General features: G+C 68.2%; 16 protein-coding genes. 6 read left to right on the top strand and 10 right to left on the bottom strand.

Going from position 1 to position 24,231, the window contains the following annotated elements; genetic code table 11:
- Positions 1–71 precede the first annotated feature (71 nt).
- The 4 genes from J2850_RS08680 to J2850_RS08665 all read right to left on the bottom strand — a co-directional run bounded on the left by J2850_RS08680 (position 72) and on the right by J2850_RS08665 (position 4,289).
- Positions 72–905, bottom strand: a complete 834-nt coding sequence (locus J2850_RS08680) for a metallophosphoesterase family protein (RefSeq protein WP_209980628.1) — start codon at positions 903–905, stop codon at positions 72–74.
- Positions 906–930: 25 nt separating this feature from the next.
- Positions 931–2,127: a carboxylate--amine ligase gene (locus J2850_RS08675; protein WP_209980627.1), complete on the bottom strand. Its 1,197-nt coding sequence runs from the start codon at positions 2,125–2,127 to the stop codon at positions 931–933.
- A 45-nt stretch (positions 2,128–2,172) separates the two neighbouring features.
- The gene (locus J2850_RS08670; RefSeq protein WP_209980624.1) at positions 2,173–3,384 is read right to left on the bottom strand and encodes a GNAT family N-acetyltransferase; all 1,212 of its coding nucleotides are present in this window, start codon (positions 3,382–3,384) and stop codon (positions 2,173–2,175) included.
- A 197-nt stretch (positions 3,385–3,581) separates the two neighbouring features.
- The gene (locus tag J2850_RS08665) at positions 3,582–4,289 is read right to left on the bottom strand and encodes a glutathione binding-like protein (protein ID WP_209980622.1); all 708 of its coding nucleotides are present in this window, start codon (positions 4,287–4,289) and stop codon (positions 3,582–3,584) included.
- Between the two features lie 237 nt (positions 4,290–4,526).
- On the opposite strand from J2850_RS08665, the gene J2850_RS08660 reads away from it, so the two are divergent.
- Together J2850_RS08660 and J2850_RS08655 are read left to right on the top strand one after the other, a co-directional pair.
- Entirely contained in the window at positions 4,527–4,958 is a 432-nt protein-coding gene (locus J2850_RS08660; RefSeq protein ID WP_209980620.1) for a PaaI family thioesterase, read from the top strand.
- Entirely contained in the window at positions 4,955–5,737 is a 783-nt protein-coding gene (locus tag J2850_RS08655; RefSeq protein WP_209980619.1) for an oxepin-CoA hydrolase, alternative type, read from the top strand. Before J2850_RS08660 ends, J2850_RS08655 begins: the two co-directional genes overlap by 4 nt.
- 79 nt (positions 5,738–5,816) lie before the next feature.
- On the opposite strand, the gene J2850_RS08650 is transcribed toward J2850_RS08655, so the two are convergent.
- Positions 5,817–6,044: a hypothetical protein gene (locus J2850_RS08650; protein ID WP_209980617.1), complete on the bottom strand. Its 228-nt coding sequence runs from the start codon at positions 6,042–6,044 to the stop codon at positions 5,817–5,819.
- A gap of 227 nt (positions 6,045–6,271) precedes the next feature.
- Between J2850_RS08650 and J2850_RS08645 the strand changes: the two genes are divergently transcribed.
- Together J2850_RS08645 and J2850_RS08640 are read left to right on the top strand one after the other, a co-directional pair.
- Positions 6,272–6,718, top strand: coding sequence for a response regulator (locus J2850_RS08645; protein WP_209980615.1), 447 nt, complete (start codon positions 6,272–6,274; stop codon positions 6,716–6,718).
- A 392-nt stretch (positions 6,719–7,110) separates the two neighbouring features.
- Positions 7,111–7,536 (top strand): hypothetical protein, encoded by a 426-nt coding sequence (locus tag J2850_RS08640; protein WP_209980613.1) that lies wholly within the window; start codon positions 7,111–7,113, stop codon positions 7,534–7,536.
- Between the two features lie 161 nt (positions 7,537–7,697).
- Here J2850_RS08640 and treY read toward each other — a convergent pair whose 3' ends face one another.
- From treY to J2850_RS08615, 5 genes are all read right to left on the bottom strand, one after another.
- A complete protein-coding gene (gene treY, locus J2850_RS08635; protein ID WP_209980611.1) occupies positions 7,698–10,478 on the bottom strand; it encodes a malto-oligosyltrehalose synthase in 2,781 nt (926 codons plus the stop codon).
- Between the two features lie 51 nt (positions 10,479–10,529).
- Positions 10,530–16,142, bottom strand: a complete 5,613-nt coding sequence (treZ, locus tag J2850_RS08630) for a malto-oligosyltrehalose trehalohydrolase (protein WP_209980609.1) — start codon at positions 16,140–16,142, stop codon at positions 10,530–10,532.
- 120 nt (positions 16,143–16,262) lie between these two features.
- Positions 16,263–16,571, bottom strand: a complete 309-nt coding sequence (locus J2850_RS08625) for a hypothetical protein (RefSeq protein ID WP_209980606.1) — start codon at positions 16,569–16,571, stop codon at positions 16,263–16,265.
- Positions 16,572–16,831: 260 nt separating this feature from the next.
- Positions 16,832–18,202: a sigma-54-dependent transcriptional regulator gene (locus tag J2850_RS08620; RefSeq protein WP_209980605.1), complete on the bottom strand. Its 1,371-nt coding sequence runs from the start codon at positions 18,200–18,202 to the stop codon at positions 16,832–16,834.
- Positions 18,199–19,938, bottom strand: a complete 1,740-nt coding sequence (locus J2850_RS08615) for a sensor histidine kinase (RefSeq protein ID WP_209980603.1) — start codon at positions 19,936–19,938, stop codon at positions 18,199–18,201. The genes J2850_RS08620 and J2850_RS08615 overlap by 4 nt, the downstream gene beginning before the upstream one ends.
- A gap of 350 nt (positions 19,939–20,288) precedes the next feature.
- Here J2850_RS08615 and J2850_RS08610 point away from each other — a divergent pair, with 350 nt between their 5' ends.
- Both J2850_RS08610 and J2850_RS08605 read left to right on the top strand, forming a co-directional pair.
- Complete coding sequence (locus J2850_RS08610; RefSeq protein ID WP_209980601.1) at positions 20,289–21,605, top strand: dicarboxylate/amino acid:cation symporter; 1,317 nt, start codon at positions 20,289–20,291, stop codon at positions 21,603–21,605.
- A 233-nt stretch (positions 21,606–21,838) separates the two neighbouring features.
- Positions 21,839–24,151 (top strand): NADP-dependent malic enzyme, encoded by a 2,313-nt coding sequence (locus J2850_RS08605; protein ID WP_209980600.1) that lies wholly within the window; start codon positions 21,839–21,841, stop codon positions 24,149–24,151.
- Positions 24,152–24,231: the final 80 nt, after the last annotated feature.

Raw genomic sequence — 24,231 nt, 5'->3', positions numbered from 1 at the left:
CTGGTGCCCCCCAAGCCGGGATTATGCTCATTTCGGCCGGGCTATTGAAGCGCAGCCGCGTTACGGGACTGTCATAATGCTGATGCGCGCCGGGGGAGAATGCGTTTCAGCCGTTCGTAAACACCGAGAATGCGAAGAATTTCGATCAACCGCATGCGCACCGGCGCGGGGACTGCGGCAAAACGTGGCGCCAGCCCGGCCTTGCGGGTTTTGGCGAGCGCGGCCCGCCGGGCATAGGCGACGCGGTGGAAGGTGATCCGATGGTGAATGGTGTCGAGGCAGGCGAAACTCGCACGGCTGTCGGACCCCCGCGGCTCGCCGACCGTGCCGGGGTTGAGCAGGTAGTGGGCGTCGGCCCGCAGGTCCGCACCTCCGTCGATGGGAACGGCGCGGAGGGTGCCGACATGCAGTTCCCACAGGCCGGCCCGATGGGTATGGCCGAAGGCGCAGAGGCGGGCACCGGACGGGTGGGCGGCAAGCGCCTTCAGGCTGAGCATCCGCTTGGCGTCGTCATCCAGCCGGACGAGTTCCTTGCCAGCTTCCGGATGCAGGGCGCCATGGACGGCGACCAGCACCCCGTCGACCACGGCCGTCAGCGGCAGGGCGGCGAGGAAGCCACGCGTTTCATCGTCCAGGCGCCGACGGGTCCATTCGACGGCCCTGGCTGCCGGCCCGCTGAACCCGGTGGTTCCAATGGCGCCGGTGACCGCACGGTCGTGGTTGCCGGCGATGCAGATGACCCCGGCCCGTCGCAGCAGCGCCGTGCAGGCGGCGGCGTCGGTATTGTAACCGACGATGTCGCCCAGGCAGACGATGCGGTCGGCTCCTTCGGCCGTGATGGCATCAAGGGTGGCGCCCAGGGCTTCCAGGTTGGCGTGGATGTCGGAGATGAGGGCGATCTTCATGGGTATGCCCTGCCAGCGGCGCGGATCACGGCTTTGCGAGCCGGGGCGGCCGGCCACCCGGGATGCGAGCCAGCAGTTTGTCCAGCTTGGGGCGGAGGAACGGCATCGGGTCGTCGGGCATGATCGCCTTCGCCTCGCAGCCGGCGACCCACGCGACCCAGCGCAGCGTCGGCACGCCGCTGTCGCGGGCCGCGAGGCGGTCGCGGCTGATGTGGCACCAGCGGGCACCCGGCCGCGCGGTCGCGGAGGCCGGGGTGGGGCGCGGCCGGCCGGTCAGGTCGGCCTGCACCAGTGCCGGCAGGTTCACCCCGGCCACTGCGCCGAGATGGTGCCACAGGTTGAAGCGGGGGTTGATCTCCAGAAGATGCAGGCGACCGTCGGGGCCGCGCTTGAAATCGAACTTCGCGACACCGGTCAGGCCGATCCGCTTGGCGATCCCGCGTCCCAACGCCGCGACGTCGGCGCCCTCGCCATGGATGTCGGTGATGGTGAGGGCGGTGCTGTGGCCAAAATCGAGCGGGTAGGTACGGATCTTGCGGCCGGTGAACTCCCCGGCGACCTCGCCGTCCGGATCGATATAGAGATGGTGGCTCTCGATTCGGGTCTCCGCCCCCGGGACCATTTCCTGTGCCAGCAGATCGATGCCGACGGGGATCAGGCGTGGCCACAGCGCCCGCAGATCCTCAGGCCCATCCAGCCGGATGGCCTTGCCCCACCCCTCGATCTCGTCCCAGGGCGGGCGGCGCGTCAGCGGCTTGACGATCAACGGGTAGTCGAGATCGAGTTCGGGCGCCTCGCTGCCGGGGGCAGGACGCAGCCGGCGAGTGCGCGGCACCGGAAGGTCCAGGCGATCGGCCAGTTCCTGGAACCGCCCCTTGTCGACCAGGGTCTCGACCAGGTCCGGCGAGGCGAGGGCGAAGCGGAAGACGCCGGCCAGCCGGTCGCGGTGGCGCGACACCATGAGGAGCTGGGCGTCGTCCTGGAAGTAGAGAACCGGCTTTTCGGGGTGTGCGGCTCCAAAGCGCAGCAGCCGGTCGACCAGCGCCCCGTCGCAGGCACCATCCCAGGCCAGCAGCCGGTCGGTGAAGCGGGAGTGGGCGGCGGCACTGTCCCCAGGTGCCACCACGGCACAGCGAATCTTGGCCAGCCCCAACGGCCGCACCAGATCCATGTCGCCCAGGACACAGGCCAAAGGCCCATGCGCCTGCCCGGTCTTCGTCATGATGGGCCTCATTGCACGAACCCTCCCGTCGGTTCCCGTCGACCTTCAAATGCCCTTTGCCGGAGCCGTCCAGCCGCGCAGCGTCCGTTTGACGGCATCGCCGACCACACCGCGCGCTTGGCGCATCGTCGCCTCAAGCCGGCGGCTGAGCCGGTCGGGTCCCAGGGACAGCCAGTTCATCGGCTGGTCGGCATTGGATAGCAGCGGCTTGTGGCCGGCCGGCGTCGACATGAAGTCGTAGGCTTCCTCGCCGCGTGCCAGCGCCTCCTCGATGGCGAGCACATGGCTCAGAAGGCCGGGCTTCAACCGGTTGTCGGGCTCGAACGCGAAGCCGCCCTGATAGTTCAGCACACGGTCGTGATGGACGAAGTTGTAGAGGTACCCGATCGGCCCGCCGCCGGCGCTCACCCGGCACAGCCGGACCGCACCGCGCGGGACACCCGCCGTTATCAGGCGCTCATGAAAGGGGCGGAAGGCTGGGTTGGAGAAGGCACCAGCCTGCCCACGCGCCTGCCAGCCGGCCTGATGCAGCACCTCCAAGGCGGCGAAATCCTCCATCGCCTCTTCGACGGTGGCCGCAACGCGGTATTCCAACGGGCCGCGGGCGCGGTAGAGGCGCTCCGTCCGATTCACCGCCGACCGAGTGTTGCGCCCCAGCCCGTCGCGGAAGCGTCCGCCATGTGCCCGCACCTTCTCCAGGTCGACCCATTGCGTGGAGTCGGCCGTCCGCAGTTGCAGCGTATGACCGGTCCGGGCCGCCACACGGCGGGCGGCGCGTTCGGCGGATGCGGTCAGGCCGCCGAGGACAAGCTCGTCCGTGTTGCCCAGGCGCCCGACCAGCCATAGCATGGCCGCCTCGGCCACCGCGTCGGCGAAGCGGCGATCGGCCAGGATGCCGTTGTATTCCATGAACAGCCGGTCATAGGTGCGGTCACCGGTTTCATGGAGCATCCAGCAGCAGCCGCGCAGCAGGCCGAACCGCCGGCGCCGACGCGGACAGAGCAGGGCCAGTCCGACCAGATCGCCGCCTCGGCGGGCGACAAGAAGCTGAGGATCGACGCCCGCCGGCATCAGCGCCAACCACGGGCCGATCCACAGCCAGGACAGGAAGAAGGAGGAGTTGGAGCGGGATTCCAGTTCGGTCCACACCGCTTCCAACGCCTCGGCTGGCGGCAGCGCGTGGAGGGCGATATCGATCTCACCCGGTTCGGTGACGATGGCGGTGCCGTCGGCGTCGGTGTCGGGCCTGATGCTCATCGGCGCGGCGTCTCCGGAAGATACTCTCTGCCGAAAACAACACCCTGGCCGTCCGAACGGTCCCGTCTACGCCGGGGCTGCCCGAAAGTCTGCGCAGAGAAAAAGGGTAAGGCTGATTGTGGGCGGCCTATCCCTTTCCGCGGCCCCGATTTCCACCGTCCCGGTTGTCTGCGGCCACCGGGACGGTGGATGGGATGTCAGCGCTTCACCGTATCGGCCGACTGGCCGAACAGGATCTTCTTGCTGTCTTCGTTCACGGTCGGCGTCCGGTTCGGGTTCACCGCCTGGCCCTTCTCATAGGCGCGGACCACGGCGGGGCGCTCCTTGATGGCGTCGAACCAGCGTTTCAGGTTGGGGAAATCGGCGAGATTCTGCTGCTGGCGTTCGTGCGGGACGATCCAGGGATAGCTGGCCATGTCGGCGATCGACAGGTCGGAGCCGCCCAGGAACTCGTTGCCGGCAAGTCGCCTGTCCATCACGCCGTAGAGGCGCCCGGTTTCCTTGACATACCGGTCCATGGCGTAGGGGATCCGCTCCGGCGCATACTGAACGAAGTGGTGGTTCTGTCCGGCCATCGGGCCCAGGCCGCCGACCTGCCAGAACAGCCATTCCAGCACCGTCTTGCGGCCACGGGGATCGCTGGGCAGGAACTTGCCGGTCTTCTCGGCCAGGTAGACGAGGATGGCTCCCGATTCGAACACGCTGATCGGCTCGCCGCCGTCCGCCGGGGCGCTGTCGATAATGGCCGGCATGCGGTTGTTCGGCGAGAAGGCCAGGAAGTCCGGCTTGAACTGGTCGCCGGTGGAGATGTTCACCGGCTTGAACTGGTAGTCCAGCCCCGCCTCTTCCAGAAAGATCGTGATCTTGTGGCCGTTCGGCGTCGGCCAGAAATAGAGATCGATCATCCCAAACCCTCCAATGACGTTCTGCGAAGGGTAACCGCTTCCCCCAGGTTGGCAAGCCCGCACGGATGCGCGGCAGCCTCTCGGATCCGTGCCATGCCTCTTGGGCGAGCAGAGGTGGGGACCACGTGCGGCGGACCGCGGCAGCCAAACGGTCGCCGCCGGGGGCGAACGGCTGGATCCGGAATGCCGGCATGCGCTTTACTCCATGCACGAAACGGATGCCGGATGGGAGGGAGAATGGACGATCTGCTGAACGGCGAGGCGCCCTCGGGCTTCCAGAAGCTGTTGGGCTACGTGCTCAGTCGTTGGGAGGACGGGATGGCGGAACTGGAGATGCCGATCGATGACCGCCATCTCAACAGGGCGGGCGTGGTTCATGGCGGCGTCCTGGCCACCCTGCTGGACACCGTTTCCGGATTTTCGGCGACATACTGCCCATTTCCAAACCGGGTGCGCCGGGTCGTGACGCTGTCCCTGTCGACCAGCTTCCTCGGACAGGCCCGTACGGGTACGCTCGTCGCCACCGGCCGACTGCGCGGCGGCGGACGCAAGATCATCGGTGTGGCGGCGGAGATCCGCCATCGCGACACCGGTGCGCTGGTCGCCACTTCGGAAGGCATGTTCAAATACCGGCCGGGCAGCGAGAACCGGGAGGGAACGGAACGATGACCGGACACATGACCGTCGCGCGACAGGGGCGCGTGATGGTGCTGACCATGGACGACGCAGCCACCAGGAACGCGCTCGGTCCCGACATGATGGCGGCCGCCCGAGACGCTCTGGTCGACGCGGCAGCCGATGCCGGCGTCGGGGCGGTGGTGCTGGCCGGCGCCAACGGCACCTTCTGTTCCGGCGGCAATCTCGGCAGGCTGCTCGACAACGCGCGGGCCGATCCAGGCGAGATCCGCGCCAATCTCGAGAGCTTCCATGGCTGGACACGGGCGATGCGCGCCTGCCCCAAACCGGTGATCGCCGCGGTGGAAGGTACGGCTGCCGGGGCCGGCTTCTCCCTGGCGCTCGGCTGCGACCTGATCGTCGCGGCGGAGGATGCGGCCTTCACGCTCGCCTATGTCAAGGTCGGCCTGACGCCCGACGGCGGCGGGTCCGCCTTCCTGGCGCGGGCGGCGACCCCGCAACTCGCCGCGGAGATCATGTTCGAGGGTGGGCGGATCGGCGCCAAGCGGCTGGGCCAACTCGCCATCGTCAACCGGCTGGTGCCGCCCGGTACCGCGCTGGCCGAGGCGACGGCCTGGGCTGCGCGCCTGGCCGAGGGGCCGACGCTGGCGATCGGGCGGGCCAAGCGGCTGATCGAGAGCGGGTTCGGGCCTGCCGACGAGCAGCTTGACCGCGAGGCGGCCCTCTTCGCCGAAGCGCTGCATGGTGTGGAGGCGGCGGAAGGCATTGCCGCCTTCTTCGAAAAGCGGGTGCCGGATTATCCGAGGGAGTGAGCCCCTCCGTTCGGGCGAAGGGACGGGGGCGCGGCCGCCCCCGCCCCCGCCGCAACCCCGCCCTTCACGCCAGCCCGGGTCACGCGAGCAACGACATGGTCGGGTCGGGCGGGGTAGGGGCGGCCTTCTCCAGCGCGTTGGCGATGTCGGTGGGGGCACCCGCGACGAGAAGCGGCTCGTGCCTGCCGCTGATGTAAATCTCCGTCCGCATCTCTCCGCCGCCTGTGCGCTCCTTCAGGTAGGCCACACAGATCGGGTTCACCAGAACGGATGCCCCGCTCGTGTCGGTCAATTCAACGAATGCCATGCTTCGATTCCTCTCTCGCATACAGGTAAAACGGTACACAATGGTGTATGTTTCAAAGCCGGACGTTCAGTAAGCATCCATGAACGTAAGGGGGTACCCCTTCGACCTCTTGAACGGAGGGGAACCGCGACAAACATGGGCGGTTCAGTCGATCGAAGCCAATTCGCTTCGAAATCCGGACAGGGCGGGCTATAAGCCCGCACCATGCATCATGGGAGCGTACCGTCTTGAAGTTGCTCGTCGTCGAGGACGATCCGCTGATCGGTCCGGCCGTCAAGGCTGTTCTTGAGAATGCGGGATACACCGTGGTCGGACCGCTGCGCGATGCCGTCAAGGCCGCGCGTGTTTCCGCCCGCGAATGTCCCGACCTGGCTCTGGTCGACGTCAATCTGGCCGGTGGCGAGAACGGACTGGTGCTGGCGCGGCGCCTGTGGCAGGAGAGCGGCGTCCCGTCGCTGCTGATGACCGGCTTCGAGCACCATGCCGAGGATGCCCGAGACTTCGCCATGGGCCTGCTGCGCAAGCCGGTGATGCCGGATGCACTGGTCGCCGCCATCGGCACTGCCGGCGAGATCCTGGGCGGCCTGCGTCCGTCGTCCAAGCCGGACTCGCTGGAGCTGTTCGCCGGTTCCGCCGCGCTTGCGGCTGCGGTGCCGAGAGCCAGATCGGCCTGATCGCGAGGGGGAAAGTCACCTCCTCCGGAGCACTTGCCCGGCACCCCGCCAACACCCTGCCCAGCACCTTCGAAGCCCGCCCAGTCCGGCGGGCTTTTGTGTTCCGGGCCTTGGGCATCATCTCCGGTTCGGCCGTTCCGGTTCGGCCGGCGGCCGCATGTTGATTTCCGACAGACGTTGCGGCGGAGGGCGCAACCATTTCGTCCTCGTCCTGTTGGTGCCGATGAATGCGACGATGTTCCATCCCTTCCAGCCGGCCATTCAAGTCGGCGCCGTCGGCGAGGGGCCGTCGTCGCGGCTCCGGCCATTTCCCTGGCAGCCATTTCCCTGATGGTCCCACGAACACGCGGTTCCGGCATCGAACGCCGGACCCACCAGCGAAAGGAATCGTCATGAAGAGCCTCATGATCAGCGCCGCCACCGCCGTCGTCCTGCTCGCCGCCCCGGCGTTCGCCGCCGACAGCGGCTCGATCTCCGGCAGCCCGGCCGCCAACAGTGCCGGTCCGGACGTGAACGCCAACCAGACCAATCCGCCCTGCACCTCCAACAACCCGCTCGGCTGCGGCAGCATGGGGGGCGTCGACAGCAACTCCGGCACCACCGGACGGTCCGGCATGGACAACGGAACCAGCGGCTCATCGGGCCGCGGCTCGATGACCGGCTCCGGCTCATCCAGCTCGACCAGCGGCACGGGCGGCAACAGCCTGGGCAACAGCGGTTCGATGGGCACCGGATCGGACGGCCCGATCGGCACGCAGCAGCCCGGCAGCAGCGGAATGAGCGGCTCGACGGGGTCGGGTGGCAGCACCGGCCGCTGATCCCGGCCGCTGATCCTACCCGCTGATCGTGGACACCCGTATCTTCGGGTTTCATCCATCGACGGCATCGATTCAGGAAGGGCGCGCGAGAAATCGCGCGCCCTTTGGCCTTGGAGCAGGCGGAGCATCGTCACGGTGCCCAGCCTGCTCAACGGCACCGCTCAGCCTTCGCGCACCAGCAGGGCCACCGGCAGGTCGGCGAACAATGCGGAGACCTGGATGGCATCGCCGCCCTCCACCGTCTTGCCGGTCAGGCGATCACGCCAGCGTGCCCCGCGTGGCAGCGGCACGGAGGTGTTGCCCCAATCGGGGCCTTGCCCCAGGGCGCCGGCCAGACGTGGCACGGCGACCACCACGGTGTCGTCGCCTTGGCGCCGCGCATAGGCGACGACATGGTCGGCCTTGTCGCCGGTCGCCTCCAGCGGCAGATACTCGCCGGCCTCGAACGCCGCCGGCAGTTCCGAACGCAAAGCCAGCGCCTGCCGGGTGACGGCGAGCTTGATCGCCCCATCAGTCCAGCGGTCCAGAAGTGCCGCGGTGCCGCCGCGTTCGACCGCTTCTTCCACCTCGGCTAGCAGGCTGCGGCGGGCCTCGTAATCCACCGGCAGCCGGTTGTCCGGATCGACGAGGCTGAGGTTCCACAGCTCGCAGCCCTGGTAGATGTCCGGAACCCCAGGGCAGGTTAGCTTCAGCAGGGTCTGGGCCAGCCCGTTGACCATGCCGATCCGCGCCACGGTCGCCTGGAAGGGAAGGAAGGCCTCCAGGAATGCATTGCGGCGGTTCACGTCGAGCGCGTCGTGGATGAAGCTGGTGACGGCGCTCTCATAGGCCTCGTTGGGTGCGGCCCAGGTGGTGTGCAGCTTCGCCTCGCGCATCGACTTGGTCATGGCGCCGACGATGCGCTCGGCGAAGGCGGTCATCGCCGCCGGCTCGATCTGCTCCGGCGCCACGCCGGTCAATTCAGCCGGCCAGGCGCCGAGCAGGAGCTGGTAGAACAGGTATTCGTCGTTGCGGTCGGGCGGCGCCGTGCCCTCGACGTCGCCGCGGCGCGCGCGCAGCAGCCGGCTCCAGGTCTGGACCTGCCGTTCCCATTCGTCCGGCATTTCCGACAGCGCGTACAGGCGGGCGCGGGTGTCCTCGCCGCGCTTGGTGTCATGGGTGGTGCTGGTCAGCATGTTGCCCGGCCAGTTGCGCGCGCGATCCTGGTTCGCCCGGTGGAAGGCGGCGACGCTTACGCCGAAATGGTCGGGATGGCCGCCGACCTCGTTGAGGGCCACCAACCGGTTGTAGCGGTAGAAGGCTGTGTCTTCCAACCCCTTGGCCATGACAGGGCCGCTGTACTGCTGGAAGCGCATGGCGAAGCGCGTGACCTGTCGGCGGCTATAGCCGCTCTTCGGCGCCGCAACCAGATCGGTGGTCAGGAGCCGCTGCACGAAATCATAGACCGATCCGTCCGGACCCTGCTCGACCCGCCGGGCCTGGGAGATTGCCCAGTCGATGTCGCGGCGATCCAGGTCGCTGGGAGCGGTGCCGTCGACATAGGTTCGGTAGACGGGGAAGCGTGCGATGGTCTCCTTCAGCGCCTGGTGCAGGATGTTGGCGGTGAAATCGGCGGTGGCCGGGTTCGAGCGGGCGATGCGCGCGGCCTTGCGCGACAGCACGTTCAGCTCGCTCGCCATCTCGCTTTCCATGATGCGGATCTTCGACTGCTGCACCACGTCCTCGAAGGACTGGTCGCGGCCGATGAACCCGGCATAAAGGCGGGTGAAGGCATCCTCGCCCTTCGGGTCGACGAAGAGGCCGCCCATCAGGTTGGCGAACTCATAGCCGGTGGTGCCGTCGATCGGCCAGTCCTCGCGCAGCCGCTCGTGACGGGCCAGGATCTTCTCGACCACCAGGTAGAACGGCTTCGATGCCGCCTGGACCAGCCGTTGGCAGTAGCCCTTGGGATCGATCAGCCCGTCGATGTGGTCGATGCGGATGCCGTCGAGCGTGCCGTCCTCCACCATCGCCAGGACGAGCCGGTGGGTGACGCCGAACAGTTCCGGCTCGTCCATGCGAAGGCCGGCAAGTTCGTTGATGTTGAAGAAGCGGCGGTAGTTGATGTCGTCGGCCGCCACCTTGAAATAGGCGACGCGCCAGTTCTGACGACCGATCAGCTCGTGCAGATGGCTCCAGGTCTCCATTTCCCCGGCATAGCCGCGGAAGACCGCGAGGCGCTGGTTGATCGCGTCGGCGACATCCGGACGGCCCGCCACCAGGGTCGCCAGATCCTCCTTCAGGTCCTGCGCGCGCCGAAGCTGGTGGGGACGGGCGTCGTCGAGGTGGGTGAAGGCGTCGGCGAGCCGCTCCAGGTCGGAATGGTCGTCGCCGAGGATGATGCCGTAATCCCGTGGGCGCACGGGCAGCTTGTGGCTGCCGTAGGCCCAGACGGCGAAGCTGCCGGTTTCGCTGTCGAAGCGCAGCTCCAGTCCTCCCGAAACCAGCACTGCACCGTACTGGTCGCCGAGGAAGGGCACCAGGATCTTGCCTTGCAGATAGCGGTAGTCGGATTCCCATTCGACGTCGAAATACCCGGCATACGGGCTTTCCTGACCCCACTCCAGGACGCTCAACCACCATTCGTTGTCGGAGCCGCCGACGCCCATATGGTTGGGGACGAAGTCGAGGATCTGGCCGAGATTGTTGCGCTTGAGTGCTTCGGTCAGGTCGCGGAAGGCGTTCTGATCGCCGACTTCAGGATTCAGCTCATTGTGATTGACGATGTCGTAGCCGTGGGTGCTGCCCGGCCGCGCCTTCATGTAGGGCGAGGCGTAGAGATGGCTGACGCCCAGGCGGGCGATATAGTCGGCGATGGCGGCGGTGCGGTCGAAGCCGAACTCGCCATTCAGTTGGACCCGATACGTCGCGCGAGGGAAGGTCTTGCCGGCGGCGGGGGCCATGGATGGATGCTCCTCGACAGGGAATGGCGACAGGGGTTGCAAGGGGTGGTGTCAAGCGGAGACCGGGGTGGCGACGGGCGCCGAGGCTGGGCGAGCGGCGGCGAGGATCGCGGCAACCGCCGCCGGTTCGGCGGCGTCGGCCAGTTCCTCCAGCGTCATCGACAGCTTGCGCCTCCAGTTCGGATACTGGTCCGTGGTGCCGGGGAGGTTGACCTGTTCGCGCTCCCTGGTCATGTCGTCGAGCTGGGCCACCGCCAAAGCCGAGTTGGTGCGGGCCAGGAAGGTGTGGACCGCATGGTCCAGGCTGTCGTCGTAGGGGCTGTCGGGCGTGAGGCCGGCGGGCAGGGCGATTCCGGCGGCGCGCAGGGCATCCACCAGGGCGGTGCGGTCGGCGGCGCGGCGGGCGCGCTGCTTGTCGGCTTCGTCGGCGGCGGGGTAAAGGCCCTTGTCGGCCTTCAGCGTGATGTCGTCGCCCTCCCACCAGCCGCGCAAGGTGGCGAGGTCATGGCTGCCGACCGTGGCGAGCGCCAGCGCCGGGTAGTCGTCCGGTCCCTTGAAGCTGCCGTCTTCGGTCCATTCGAAGAAGACGACCCGGTAGCTCAGCACGCCGGCCTCCGCCATCCGCTCGCGGAAGCCATTGGGAACGGTTCCCAGATCCTCGCCGACCACAAGGCAGCGATGGCGCTGGCTTTCAAGGGCAAGGATGCCCAGCATGTCCTCCATGGGGTAGCGGACATAGGCGCCCTCGCTCGGCGGATGGCCGTCGGGGATCCAGTAGACGTGCTGGAGCGCCATGACGTGGTCGATGCGCAACGCCCCCGCATGGCGCATGTTGGCGCGCAGCAGTTCGATGAAGGGCTGATAGCCGGCCTCGCGCAGCGCACGGGGATGGAAGGGCGGCAATCCCCAGTCCTGGCCGGCCGGATTGAACAGGTCCGGCGGAGCCCCGACATGGGCCGCGTCCACCACCACCTGCGGCGTCGTCCAGGTCTCCGCTCCGCCGGCATCGGCGCCGACGGCCAGGTCGCGATAGAAGCCGATCGCCATGCCCAACCCGGCGGCCCGCTCGGCCGCCGCTCGGAGCTGGTCGTCAGCCAGCCATTGCAGCCAGGCAAAGAAGGCGACCCTGTCGGAATGCTCCTTGGCGAAAGCGGCGACCGCGGGCGCCGCGGCGTCGTGGAACTCGGCCGGCCAGCGGTGCCAGTCGGGCCTCCCGGCCGCCGCGAAATGTTCGCGCAGCGCCTGGAAGGTGGCGAAGCGCTCCAGCCCCCGGCCCCCTTCGGTCCAGAACAGGTCGAAGGCGGCCCGCCGCTCCGGCTTGGCCGATGTCTGGAAATGGGCGAACAGCCCTTCCAGCACAGGGAGCTTCAGGGCGCTGACCGCGGCGTAGTCGACATGGGTCGTTGAGCGTGCAGCCTCCATCGCCGACCTGAACTCCGGCGATGCCACGCGCTTGCGGGCTTCGGCGTCGTCCAGGAACTCCGGCACCGCCGTGACGTCGATGTAAAGCGGGTTGAGGAACAGCCGGCTGGCCGGCGAATAGGGGCTGGCATGGTCCGGGTTGTCGAGGAAGAGGGCATGGAGCGGGTTCAACCCGATCACCGCTGCCCCGCGCGCCGCGGCGATGTCGGCCAGCGTCCGCAGGTCGCCGAAATCGCCGATGCCCCAGTCGTGGTCGCTGCGCAGGGTATAGAGCTGCGCCGCCATCCCCCACAGGCGTTCCCCTACCAACATCGGCGTCGGCAGATGGCAGCGGGCGGGTACGAGAACCAGACGGGTTTCCGCCACGCCCTGGTCGGTTTCCACCTTCAGCGTGTGGTAGCCGGCCTGGCGCAGGTCGCCGAGCGGCAGTCGGCGCTCGGCATAGCGCCGGCCGCCAATGGTGAAGCATCGGCAGCGTGGCAGGCTGGCGACGCCGACCACGCCGCTCTGCGTCTCCCCGCTTTCCAGTGTGAGGGTGTAGCGCAGCGTGCGCGCGCCTTCGGGCAGGATGACCGGAACGGTCGGCGCGGCGCCCGCCCTGCGAACCACGACCGGCGGCAGCAGGCGCGTAAGCTCCTCCTGGTCCATGCGCACCAAGCATGCCGTCGCAGCTTCGTCGGTCCCGGCGTCCACCCCCATGGCCGTCAGCAGCGCGCGGACGGTGCCCTCGCTGGCGCTCACCGTCTCGCCTGCTGCATTGTCAAAGGAGCGCTCGATGCCCATGCGGTCCGCCAGCCGGTCGAGCGCGGACGACTCCTCCAGCCACAGCACCACCGACCAGGGGGCCAGCGCATCCCCCTGCAAACCCTCGCCCTCGGTCCACAGCACCCGGCCCGTGACCTCGGGGAAGCCGGCGGCCGGTCCCTTCGCGAGATTGGCGAAGGCGTGCAGGCGGCTGCCGTCGCCGAGTGTCCAGCAGACCTTCACGGCGGTCCCGCCGACCACCTCGTAGGAGGAGGACCCGCCGGGACTGCCGTCCAGCCGAGGCACGATCTCGGTCCGCCGCACGGCAAGCGCGCGGCGGTACCAGTCCAGCCAGCCGGCATGCTCCGGCCGGCTGCGGGCCTCCCAATCCAGCTTGGCGGACTCCGCCGTTTCCGGCGCGGTCGGATCGGGGATGCGGGCGCGCGCCTCCGGATCCTGGAACTCGGGGAACTTGGCGAATTCCTCCGCCCGGCCCTTGCGCACCGCCTCGGCGAGCTCGTCGCCGAAGTCGCAGAAGAAGGGGAAGGGCTTCGCCGATGCCCATTCCTCGCCCATGAACAGCATCGGGATGCCGGGACCCAACAGGTAGAGCAGGGTGGCGGCGCGCACCGCCTCGGCGGGAGCGATCTGGGCGATGCGTTCGCCGAAGGCGCGGTTGCCGATCTGGTCGTGGTTCTGGATGAAGGTGACGAAGGCCGTCGGCGGCAGATGGGCCGACGGTTCGCCACGGCGTTCGCCGTCGCGGTAGGCCGACGGATCCCCCTGGAAGGCAAAGCCTTCGGCCAGCGCCCGCCCCAGCCGTGCCGGGTCGTGGGCGTAGTCGGCGTAGTAGCCGCCGTCCTCGCCGGTCGCGGCGCTGTGCAGGCAATGATGGAGGTCGTCGTTCCACTGCGCGGTGTGCCAGCGCGGGTCGCCTTCGCCATGGCGGGTCAGGAAACGCGCCTGGTTGGCGTCGTTTTCCAGAACCAGATGGACATGGCGGCGGTTCTGGAAGTGGCTGTGGACCCGTTCGGCCAGTTCCTCCAGCACATGCTTGTCGCTGTCGTCGAGGATGGCATGGACCGCATCGAGCCGTAGCCCGTCGAGGTGGTATTCCTCCAGCCAGTAAAGGGCGTTGTGGATGAAGAAGTCCCGGACCGGCTGGCTGCGCTCGCCGTCGACGTTGATGGCCGCGCCCCAGGGGGTCTTGTGACGGTCGGTGAAGAAGGTGCCGGCGAAGGCGTGGAGGTAGTTCCCCTCCGGGCCGAAATGATTGTAGACGACGTCGAGGAAGACCATGAGGCCCCGCGCGTGGGCCTCCTGCACCAGGGTCTTCAGGTCCTCGGGGCGGCCATAGGCGGAATCCGGAGCGTAGGGCAGGACGCCGTCATAGCCCCAGTTTCGCGCCCCGGGGAAGTCGGCGACCGGCATCAGCTCGATCGCCGTGACGCCGAGCTCGACCAGATCGTCCAGCCGCTCGATGGCGGAAAGGAAGGTGCCGGCAGGCGTGAAGGTGCCGACATGCAGCTCGTACAGCACCGTCTCGTGCCAGGGACGCCCGGTCCAGGCGGCATCGGCCCAGGCATGGACGCCGGGGTCGATGACCTCGGAGACTCCGTGTACGTCGTCTGGCTGGTAGCGCGAGGCCGGATCCGGAACAGCCAGCCCATCCGGCAGGACGAAACGGTAGCGGCTGCCCGCCTGTGCCCGCGCGGTGGTCAGGCCATACCATCCGTCGCCCTGGTCCTCCATCGGCAGCGGCGGGCCGCCGTCTTCCAGCGACAGCAGGACGGATGCGGCGCTTGGCGCCCACAGGGAGAAGCGCACCGACCCATCCGGCTGTACCTCCGCGCCGAAGGGCATGGCATGGCTGCGGCGGCGCTCGTCGACCGGCGGGATGCGGTCGCGCTCCCGGCTGGCGATCTCCGGCCCGGCATCGGCCCGGATGATCCCGGTGACGCCGGCAAGCGGGATCGCTACCCAATCCGGGCGGTTGGCCAGCTCGTAGCCGACCTCGTAAAGCGCCTTTTCCAGCAGGAAGAGCTTCAGCAGCTCCGCTGCCACCCGCGGTTCGCGCGGGAAACCCGGACAGTCGCCGATCGCACCGCGGTAGCCGTCGAGAAAGGCGGCCGAGGCTCCGCTCTCCCACCATCCGAGCCAAGAGACGCGGGCATCGCGTGACGGTCCGTCGAGGTGTGCGGGGATCGCGGCGTCGGCCATCGCCGCGGCATAGGCGATCGAGCGCAGCATGCCGGCGACGTCGCGCAGGATGCAATGCTTGGCCCGCCGCTCGGCCAGCGGGCGCATCGGCTCGCCTTCGAAGTCGACGATCTGCACATCCCCATGCGACACCAGGACCTGTCCCAGGTGATAATCGCCGTGCAGCCGCATGGCGCAGAGATTTGCGTCCGACGGCGCCAGCGCGGCAATCTGCGCCAGCACCGCCGACCTGGATTCCACCAGCGCCATGGCCTGGGCCGCGATGGCGCGGTCCAGCGCGGGAACCGAGCTGCGAAGCTGCTCCAGCACACGTTCGGCCAGCACGCGGACACCGTCGGCCCAGCCGCGCAGCCGCTCCGCCGTCACCGGCTCGGGCGTGAAATCCTCGCCGCCGCCAGGCGTGGCGAGCGCACGGTGCAGTTCTGCGGTGCGCTGGCCCAGCAGGCGCAGGAACGAGAACATCCCGTCATCGGCGGCGCGGGCGTCGGCGCCATCCTCGAAGCGGGCGACGCGGTCGTTCAGGTAGCCGGTGAGATGGCTCCAGGCATCCTTCGCGTCGGGTACCAGTTCCTGCATCACGCAGAGCGTGGTGAAGCCCGACGAGTTGGAGCGCTCAACCCAACCCAGCAGAGCGGGGGTGTTGGGGAAACCCGCCACCTCCGTCAGGAAGCGGCTGACCTCCAGCTCCGGGTGAACGCCGGGCTCCAGCTTGCGCAGCCCCTTCATGATGGCTTCACCGCCGATGCGGACCGAGGTGTTCGACTGCTCGGCGCTCATCCGGTGCAGCGCGCCGGTGGCGAGCCGGTCGGCCATGGCGGCGCAGGCCTGCGTGCGCCCGCCGCGCAGTCCCTGGGAAAGCGGGCTGCCGCCGTCGCTTCCCGCCGTCAGCATGACGCCGAGAAGCGCGCGCACCACCGCGTCGTCCGCGTACCCGTCGCGCAGACGGCCGGCGATCGGCAGATCCTCCGTCCCGGGGATCACCGAGGAGTCGTCACTGGTGCCGCGGTCCTGGACCAGCGGGTCGAGGATCAGGGGAAGTTGGTAAAGCTGGGGCTCGCGGCCCGGCGGCTCGACCCGGAGCAGGCAGAGTTGTGCCTGCGTCCCGCCGGGCAGGGGCAGCGGCAGGACATCGACGATCCGCACCGTGGGACGGCCGGCGTCCTTCGCGGCGTACCATCGGCGGGTCAGCAGATGATCCGGCAGCAGGTCGTCCTGCAGGCGGGACAGGACCTCGCCTTCGAAATTGGACGGCGAGACTTCGTGATGCGCGGTGGGCACGAGGGCTCCTCCCCTGTTGAGCGCTGGGTGGCACGTCGCTCAAACAGCGCGGAGGGAGGGAATTCCCGCACCCGCGAAGCCGCTTCTACGAACGACCGCGCCCTTCTCCCAAAAGAGTAGTCAGACGGTGCGCGGGTGGTGCGGCAGATGAGCAAGGCGGCCGATCCGCTCGGCCACTTGCAGCGCCTCCACGACGTCGTCGAGGCGGCCGTCGCGCATCAGGTTGTGGGCATGGGTATTCAGCGCCGCCACGACGGCGCGCTCGTCGGACACCCCGCGAGCCGGCTCCCCGTTGGGGTCGAGCACGGTGGCGCCGAGCGCCGCCATGGCTTCCGCGGTCAGGTTCACCGCCTCCGACAGGGCGTCCTCGTCGTCTTCCGCCGCTGTCAGGATCGGTTCCAGAAGCTCCGCAAGGAGACGGGGGGTCATGGTGCTAATCCTCGGTGACATTCTCAGGCCGTCCCCTTCGACGTCGATGCTGCATGGTCCTTTGGTACAACAGGCAGCACGAAGGAAAGGTCCGCGCCGCCACCCCACCCGCGGCCCCTGTCCGACGGATGGAGACGGCACATGGGAACCGCGGCCCCGGCCGGCAAGCGAAAGCGTCCGTCAATTGCCCCGATGGGGGATGGGCCGGGCTTCCGGACGGCCGGCCGGCCGCCGGTGGCGGGGCCATGGCCGGAGGCGGGTCACTCCACGAAGTCCTCGCGGCTCAGGCCATACCGCTTCAGCTTGTCGTAGAAGGTCTTGCGGGGGACGCTGAGCGCCTCGATCGTCGCCTTGACGCTGCCGCGGTGCCGCGCGAGCTCCGACTGGATCAGTCCCTTCTCGAAGAGGTCGACCTGTTCGGCCAGCGACAGCGCCGCCGCGGCCGGTTCGGCCGCCGGCGCCGCCTCCTCCAGCCCCAGAACGAAGCGGTCGGCGGCATTGCGCAGCTCGCGGACGTTGCCGGGCCAGTCCTGTCCCATCAGGCGCTGGAGCTGGTCGCGCGACGGGGTGCGCGGCTCACGGTTGTAGCGGCTCGCGGCCTGGAGCACGAAATGCTGGAACAGCAGTGGAATGTCGTCCCGCCGCTCGCGCAGCGGCGGGATGGTCAGCACCACCACATTCAGGCGGTAGTAGAGGTCGGCCCTGAAGCGCCCGGCGTCGGCCGCCTGCCTGAGGTCGGCCTTGGTGGCAGCGACCACGCGCAGATCCACCGGAACCTGCTCGTTCGATCCCAGCGGCTCCACCACCCGCTCCTGGATCACCCGCAGCAGCTTCACCTGGAGATGCATCGGCATGCTTTCGATCTCGTCGAGGAACAGCGTGCCGCCGCCGGCATGCTCGATGCGGCCGATGCGCCGCTTGGCCGCGCCGGTGAAGGCGCCGGCCTCGTGGCCGAACAACTCGCTTTCGAAGATGGCTTCCGGCATGGCGCCGCAGTTCAGCGCCACGAAGGGATTCTTGCGCCGGCCGCTGGCGGCGTGGAGCGCCCGGGCCACCATCTCCTTGCCGGTGCCGGTTTCGCCGAAGACAAGGACGTCGGCGTCGGTGTCGGCCACGGCGGAGATGGTGGCGCGCAGCCGCTCGATGCCGGCGGTGCGGCCGACGATGGTGCCCGCCGGATCGACGCCGCCGGCCAGTTGCGCCCGCAGGCGCCGGTTCTCCATCACCAGCCGCCGCTTCTCGACGGCCCGCCGGGCGGTCTCGGTCAGACGGTCGGACGGGAACGGCTTTTCCAGGAAATCATAGGCACCGTTGCGCATCGCCTCCACCGCCATCGGCACGTCGCCGTGCCCGGTGATGACGATCACCGGCAGATCCGGGTCGAGGTCGCGCACCTTCGCCAGCAGGGACAGCCCGTCCATCTGCGGCATCCGCACGTCGGTCACCAGGCAGCCGGGCCAATCACGACCGAGATGACGCAATGCACGCTCCGCCCCGTCGCAGGCGGTCACATCGAAACCCGCCAGTTCCAGCGCCTGCTGGCCGGCCAGCCGCACGGCGCGTTCGTCGTCGACGAACAGGACGCTGCCGGCATCCTGGAGGTCGGCGTTGCGGGACGCGGTCTGACTCATGCGGGCTGCTCCGTTGTCTTGAGCCGGAGGGTGAACACGGCGCCGTGGCCCGGCAGCCCGTTGCGGTTCGCGGCTGTCAGGCTGCCGCCGAAATCCTCGACGATGCCATGGCTGATCGAAAGCCCCAGCCCCAGCCCCTCGCCGGCCTCCTTGGTGGTGAAGAAGGGGACGAACAGGCGCGGCAACGCGGCTTCCGCGATGCCGGTCCCGCTGTCCGCCACGCTCAGCAGGGCTTCGCCGTCCGCGACGACCAGCGCGATGCGCACCCGGCGTACCGGGCAGCCGCGCATCGCATCCGCCGCGTTGCCGATCAGGTTGACGAGAACCTGCTGGAGCCGCACGTCCTCGCCGACCACCCAGACGGGCGTGTCGGGCAGGTCGCTTTCGACCGTGACGTCTTCCCGCCGCAGCTTGGAATCGAGCAGGAGCAGAGCCTGCGTCACGGCCGCGTTCGCCGATACCGGCCCCAGTGTCCCGGAGGCCCGGCGCGCGAAGCCCTTCAACTGGCGCGTTATGGCAGCCATGCGGTCGGTCAGCTCCGCAATCTCTCCAAGGTTGGACCGGACGGCATCTGCGCGCCCGCGTTCCAGCAGCACCACCGCGTTGTCGGCGAAGCTGCGCATCGCGGCCAGCGGCTGGTTGATCTCGTGGGCGATGCCGGCCGACATCTGGCCGAGCGCCGCCAGCTTCGCCGCCTGGGTCAATTCGTTTTCCGCCGCGCGCAGGTCCGCCTTCGCGGCCGTGACCCGCCGCTCCAGCTCCATCCGCGATTCCTCCTGCATCACCAGCCGTTCCACCAGCGCCGAACGGCGCAGGGCAATCGCATAGGCCGCCAGCGCGCCGAGCGCCACCAGCGCCGCCGCCAGGAGGCCGGCCACCCAGGCGCGCACGGTGACGGGGGCGAGGCTGGTCAGGCTGTGCAGCGTCCAGTCGCCGCCTGGCATTGCGACGGAGGTCAGCAGGTAGCTCCGCGGCCCGCCCCGCTCCTCCAGCGCGATGCGGTCGCTGGCGCCGCCGAAGGCCCAAGGCAGCACGTCCAGCCCCTCGCTGGTCCCCTCCGGCACCAGCGGCAGGTCGATCGGCAGGCGCCGGGGCAGGGCATGATAGCGCCAGTCCGGCATGTTGGTGATGAAGGCCACGCCGCTGCGGTCGGTGACCAGCAGTTTCTCCTGTCCCGGCCCCCAGGCGCGCTCCAGCCGGTCGAAGCCGATCTTCAGCACCACGGCACCCACTGTGCGGTTTTCCGCCAGCACCCGGTAGGCGGTATAGTAGCCGGGCACCAGGGACGTGGTACCGAGCGCGAAATGGTGCCCTTCGCCCTGGTCCAGCGCCTTGCGGAAGTAGGGGCGGTAGGAGAAATTCTCGCCGACGAAGCTGGTGGCGGTCTTCCAGTTGCTGGCCGCTATCGTCTGCCCTTTGCTGTCCATGACGTAGAGCGCCAGCGCGTCCAAGGCCCGCGCAATGTCCTCCAGCTTGCGGTTCATGTGCTCGACGCGCTCCGGCGACGGGCTGGACAGCAGCGACTTCACTTCCGCATCCTGCGCCAGGGCCAGCGGCACCGCGGCATGCCGCTCCAGCTCCGCCCGCAGATTGGCGTTGTAGAGCGCCAGTTGCGCTGCGGCACTTTCCTTGAGGTCTGCCTCCGCCCTGCTGGCGGCCCAGCCGGCCGCAACCGCGGCCGCCACCGGGACGCCCAGCAGCAGCGCCGTCAGCAGCAGCCGGCGCGGCCGTTCCATGGCACGCGCCAGCCACCCGTCCTGTGGCGGGGAAGGAAGGGCGGATTCTGTCGTCCTGCCTGTCGGATCGCTAAGCAACGTCATCCTTCATCGTGCTGCATCGCAACATTGCGTCCGCGATGGCGGGCGTGTGTGGATTTTCGCACATCGCGGGTACAGGAGTCGTGCGGATTCTCGCCCTCTCACTTTCGGCAAATGCTTGATGTTGCTGGATTCAGCAATTGGCCCGCCACTTGCTTTCATTGGCAATCAGTTCGGGAACCGACCGCCCGGCCAGTGGCATCAGCCGGCCGAAAGAACGGACGCCCCGACAAGGAACTCCGTTCCAGGAACGCCACGAGGAGACGAGAATGAGCGCAGACGCGACAGCCGCCCGGCACGGTGCGGTGAAGAAGCCCTTCTACACCAACCTGACCTTCCAGGTTCTGACCGCCATCACCATCGGCATCCTGCTGGGCCACTTCTATCCCGCCCTTGCGGTGGAGATGAAGCCGCTGGGCGACCTGTTCATCAAGATGGTGAAGATGGTCATCGGCCCGATCGTCTTCCTGACGGTGGTCACCGGCATCTCGTCGATCGGCAACCTGAAGAAGGTCGGCAAGGTCGGCGGCAAGGCGCTGCTGTATTTCGAGGTGGTGACCACCTTCGCGCTCGGCATCGGCCTGATCATCGTCAACCTCGTGCGCCCCGGCGCCGGCATGAACATCCATCCCGGCCAGCTCAAGGCCGACGCGGTGCAGAAATACGCCACCAGCGCCCACGAGCATGGCTTCGTCGACTTCGTCGTCGGCATCGTTCCGGACAACGTGGTCGGCGCCTTCGTCCAGGGCGACATGCTGCAAATCCTGTTCTTCGCCGTGGTGTTCGGCGTCGCGCTGTCCGCCATGGGCCAGAAGGGCAAGCTGGTCGAGGACATCTTCGACAAGATCAGCCATGCGCTGTTCGGCGTCATCGGCATCCTGATGCGCGTCGCCCCGGTCGGTGCCTTCGGCGCCATGTCCTTCACCATCGGCAAGTACGGCATCTCCTCGCTGACGGCGCTGGGCCAGCTCATGGCGTCGGTCTACATCACCATGGCGATCTTCATCTTCGTCGTGCTGGGGACCATCGCCCGCCTCTACGGCTTCAGCATCTGGAACTTCGTCCGCTACATCCGCCAGGAACTGCTGATCGTGCTCGGCACCTCCTCGTCTGAATCCGTGCTGCCGCGGATGATGGAGAAGATGCAGAAGTTCGGCTGCTCGAAGCATGTCGTCGGCCTCGTCATCCCCACCGGCTATTCCTTCAACCTCGACGGCACCTCCATCTATCTGTCGATGGCGGCGATCTTCATCGCCCAGGCGTTCAACGTCGATCTGACGATCTGGCAGCAGCTCTACATCCTGATCATCCTGATGCTGACCTCGAAGGGTGCGGCGGCGGTGACGGGCGGCGGCTTCGTCACGCTGGCCGCCACTCTGTCGGCCACCGGCGTGCTGCCGATCGAGGGCTTGGCCCTGCTGCTGGGCGTCGACCGCTTCATGTCGGAAGCCCGCGCGCTCACCAACCTGATCGGCAACGGCGTGGCGACGGTGGTGGTCGCCAAGATGGAAGGCGAGTTCGACGAGAGCAAGGCCGTGTCCGAGTACCAGCAGCACTTCAAGGAGCCGGAGCTGGCTCGCATCTGACTGCGGCCAGGCCCGCATGGGATGCCGGTCACGCATGCGGCGCCAAATCTGGAAATACCAGAGATGACCCGTTCGGCCGGCGTTCGGATCCTGTAAGGTAAGGGGGACGGTTCGATTGGGTTCGAATCGTCCCTTTCCTTTTGGCGGCCTGCATCGGTTGGGCTATAACCGCCATTCTGGCAAAGCGTACCAACAAATTAACCGAAGTCTAGTTAACCGGAGGAAGAGACCCGATGTCCGGCGATTTTGAAGCGATGGCGCTTGAGTATCACCGCAACCCGCGGCCCGGTAAGCTGGCCGTCGTCGCGACAAAGCCGATGGCCAACCAGCGCGATCTGGCGCTCGCCTATTCGCCTGGCGTCGCCCACGCCTGCACGGCCATCGCCGACGACCCGTCGAAGGCCGCGGAGTTGACCGCCCGCGCCAATCTGGTCGCGGTCGTGACCAACGGCACCGCGGTGCTGGGCCTCGGCAACATCGGGCCGCAGGCCGCCAAGCCGGTGATGGAGGGCAAGGCCGTCCTTTTCAAGAAGTTCGCCGGCATCGACTGCTTCGACATCGAGCTGAACGAGACGGATGTCGACGCCCTGGTCGACACCATCGTCCGGCTGGAGCCGACCTTCGGCGCCATCAACCTGGAGGACATCGCGGCTCCCGCCTGTTTCGAGATCGAGCGCCGCTGCCGCGAGCGGATGAAGATCCCGGTGTTCCATGACGACCAGCATGGCACGGCCATCGTCGTGGGCGCCGCCGTGCTGAACGGGCTGGCGCTGGTCGGCAAGGACATCTCCAAGGTCAAGGTGGTCTCCACCGGCGGCGGCGCCGCCGGCATCGCCTGCCTGGACCTGATGCTGTCGCTGGGCGTCAAGCGGGAGAACGTCTGGCTGGTCGACCGCATCGGCGTGGTCCACAAGGGCCGCAACGAGGAGATGAACGAGTACAAGGACGCCTACGCGCACGACACCGAGGCGCGCACGCTGTCAGACGTCATCGACGACGCCGACATCTTCCTCGGGCTGTCGGGTGCCAGGGTGCTGAAGCCGGAGCTGCTCGCCCGGATGGCCGAGAAGCCGCTGATCCTGGCGCTCGCCAACCCGGAACCGGAGATCATGCCGGACCTGGCGCGCGACGCCCGGCCGGACGCGATCATCGCCACCGGCCGTTCGGACTTCCCGAACCAGGTCAACAACGTCCTGTGCTTCCCCTTCATCTTCCGGGGCGCGCTCGACGTCGGCGCCACCACGGTGAACGAGGAGATGAAGATCGCGGCGACCCACGCCATGGCGAACCTTGCCCGCGCCGAACCGTCGGACGTGGTGGCGGCCGCCTATGTCGGGGAATCTCTGCGCTTCGGGCCCGACTACATCCTGCCCAAGCCCTTCGACCCGCGCCTGATCGTCGAGGTCTCCTCCGCCGTCGCCCGGGCCGCCATGGACTCCGGCGTCGCCACCCGGCCGATCGCTGACTTCCGCGCCTATCGCGACCAGCTCAACCAGTATGTCATCCGCTCCGGCCTGTTCATGAAGCCGGTCATCACCAAGGCCAAGACCGCGCCCAAGCGCGTCGTCTATGCCGAGGGCGAGGATCCGCGCGTCGTCCGCTGCGCCCAGGTGGTGGTGGACGACGGCATCGCACATCCGGTGCTGATCGGCCGCCGCGAGGTGATCGAGCGCGTCATCTCCGAAATGGGGCTGCGCCTGAAGATCGGACAGGACGTCGAGGTGATCGAGGTCATCCGTGACCCGCGCTACCACAACTACTCGGAAATCTACCGCAAGCTGATGGGGCGCCGGGGCGTGTCGCCCAGCCACGCCGCCAACGTGGTGCGCACCCAGCCCACCGTCTTCGGCGCCCTGATGGTCCGCCGCGGCGAGGCCGACGCGCTTGTCTGCGGCACCACCGGCCGTTTCAACGAGCATTGGGCGCACATCTGCGGCCTGATCGGCCTGCGCGAGGGCGTGAAGGTCGCGGCGACGATGAACGCACTGATCTCGCAGAAGGGCGTGCATTTCATCACCGACACCTACGTCAACCCCGACCCGACCGCCGAACAGGTGGCCGAGATCGCGAGGCTGGCGGCGGAGGAGGTGAAGCGGTTCGGCATCGAGCCCAAGGTCGCCCTGCTGTCGCATTCCAACTTCGGCAGCGCCGACACGCCGTCCGCGCGCAAGATGCGCGCGGCGGTCGAGCTGGCATCGGCCGAGATGCCGGATGTCGAGATCGATGGCGAGATGCACGCCGACGCCGCCCTGGCACCGGCCCTGCGCAAGGAGCTGCTGCCCGACAGCCGCCTGAAGGGCGAGGCGAACCTGCTGGTCATGCCGACGCTGGACGCCGCCAACATCGCCTTCAACATGATGAAGATCCTGGGCGATGCGCAGAATGTCGGCCCGATCCTGCTGGGCGTGCAGCGGCCGATCCATATCGTCACCCCGTCGGTCACCACCCGTGGCCTGGTCAACATGACGGCAGTGGCGGTGGTGGACGCCCAACTCGCCGAGCCGGTGAACGTGGCGCCTCAGCCGCCGGTGCCTGCGGAGGTCTAAGGGACCGGAAAGCCGATGAAGGGGACGGCCAACGGCTGCCCCCTTCCGCTGCGCCCGATTCATGCTATGCCTTTCTCCTG

It is taken from the genome of Azospirillum picis (genome assembly GCF_017876115.1).
Taxonomy (GTDB): domain Bacteria; phylum Pseudomonadota; class Alphaproteobacteria; order Azospirillales; family Azospirillaceae; genus Azospirillum; species Azospirillum picis.
This window is presented reverse-complemented; position numbering and strand designations above follow the sequence as displayed.

Coding starts and splice junctions, on each gene's coding strand:
- J2850_RS08625 (WP_209980606.1), bottom strand. CDS start 16,571: ATGACCCCCCGTCTCCTTGCGGAGCTTCTGGAACCGATCCTGACAGCG.
- J2850_RS08615 (WP_209980603.1), bottom strand. CDS start 19,938: ATGGAACGGCCGCGCCGGCTGCTGCTGACGGCGCTGCTGCTGGGCGTC.
- J2850_RS08675 (WP_209980627.1), bottom strand. CDS start 2,127: ATGACGAAGACCGGGCAGGCGCATGGGCCTTTGGCCTGTGTCCTGGGC.
- J2850_RS08660 (WP_209980620.1), top strand. CDS start 4,527: ATGGACGATCTGCTGAACGGCGAGGCGCCCTCGGGCTTCCAGAAGCTG.
- J2850_RS08680 (WP_209980628.1), bottom strand. CDS start 905: ATGAAGATCGCCCTCATCTCCGACATCCACGCCAACCTGGAAGCCCTG.
- treY (WP_209980611.1), bottom strand. CDS start 10,478: ATGGCCCCCGCCGCCGGCAAGACCTTCCCTCGCGCGACGTATCGGGTC.
- J2850_RS08665 (WP_209980622.1), bottom strand. CDS start 4,289: ATGATCGATCTCTATTTCTGGCCGACGCCGAACGGCCACAAGATCACG.
- J2850_RS08605 (WP_209980600.1), top strand. CDS start 21,839: ATGTCCGGCGATTTTGAAGCGATGGCGCTTGAGTATCACCGCAACCCG.
- J2850_RS08650 (WP_209980617.1), bottom strand. CDS start 6,044: ATGGCATTCGTTGAATTGACCGACACGAGCGGGGCATCCGTTCTGGTG.
- J2850_RS08610 (WP_209980601.1), top strand. CDS start 20,289: ATGAGCGCAGACGCGACAGCCGCCCGGCACGGTGCGGTGAAGAAGCCC.
- J2850_RS08640 (WP_209980613.1), top strand. CDS start 7,111: ATGAAGAGCCTCATGATCAGCGCCGCCACCGCCGTCGTCCTGCTCGCC.
- J2850_RS08655 (WP_209980619.1), top strand. CDS start 4,955: ATGACCGGACACATGACCGTCGCGCGACAGGGGCGCGTGATGGTGCTG.
- J2850_RS08620 (WP_209980605.1), bottom strand. CDS start 18,202: ATGAGTCAGACCGCGTCCCGCAACGCCGACCTCCAGGATGCCGGCAGC.
- J2850_RS08670 (WP_209980624.1), bottom strand. CDS start 3,384: ATGAGCATCAGGCCCGACACCGACGCCGACGGCACCGCCATCGTCACC.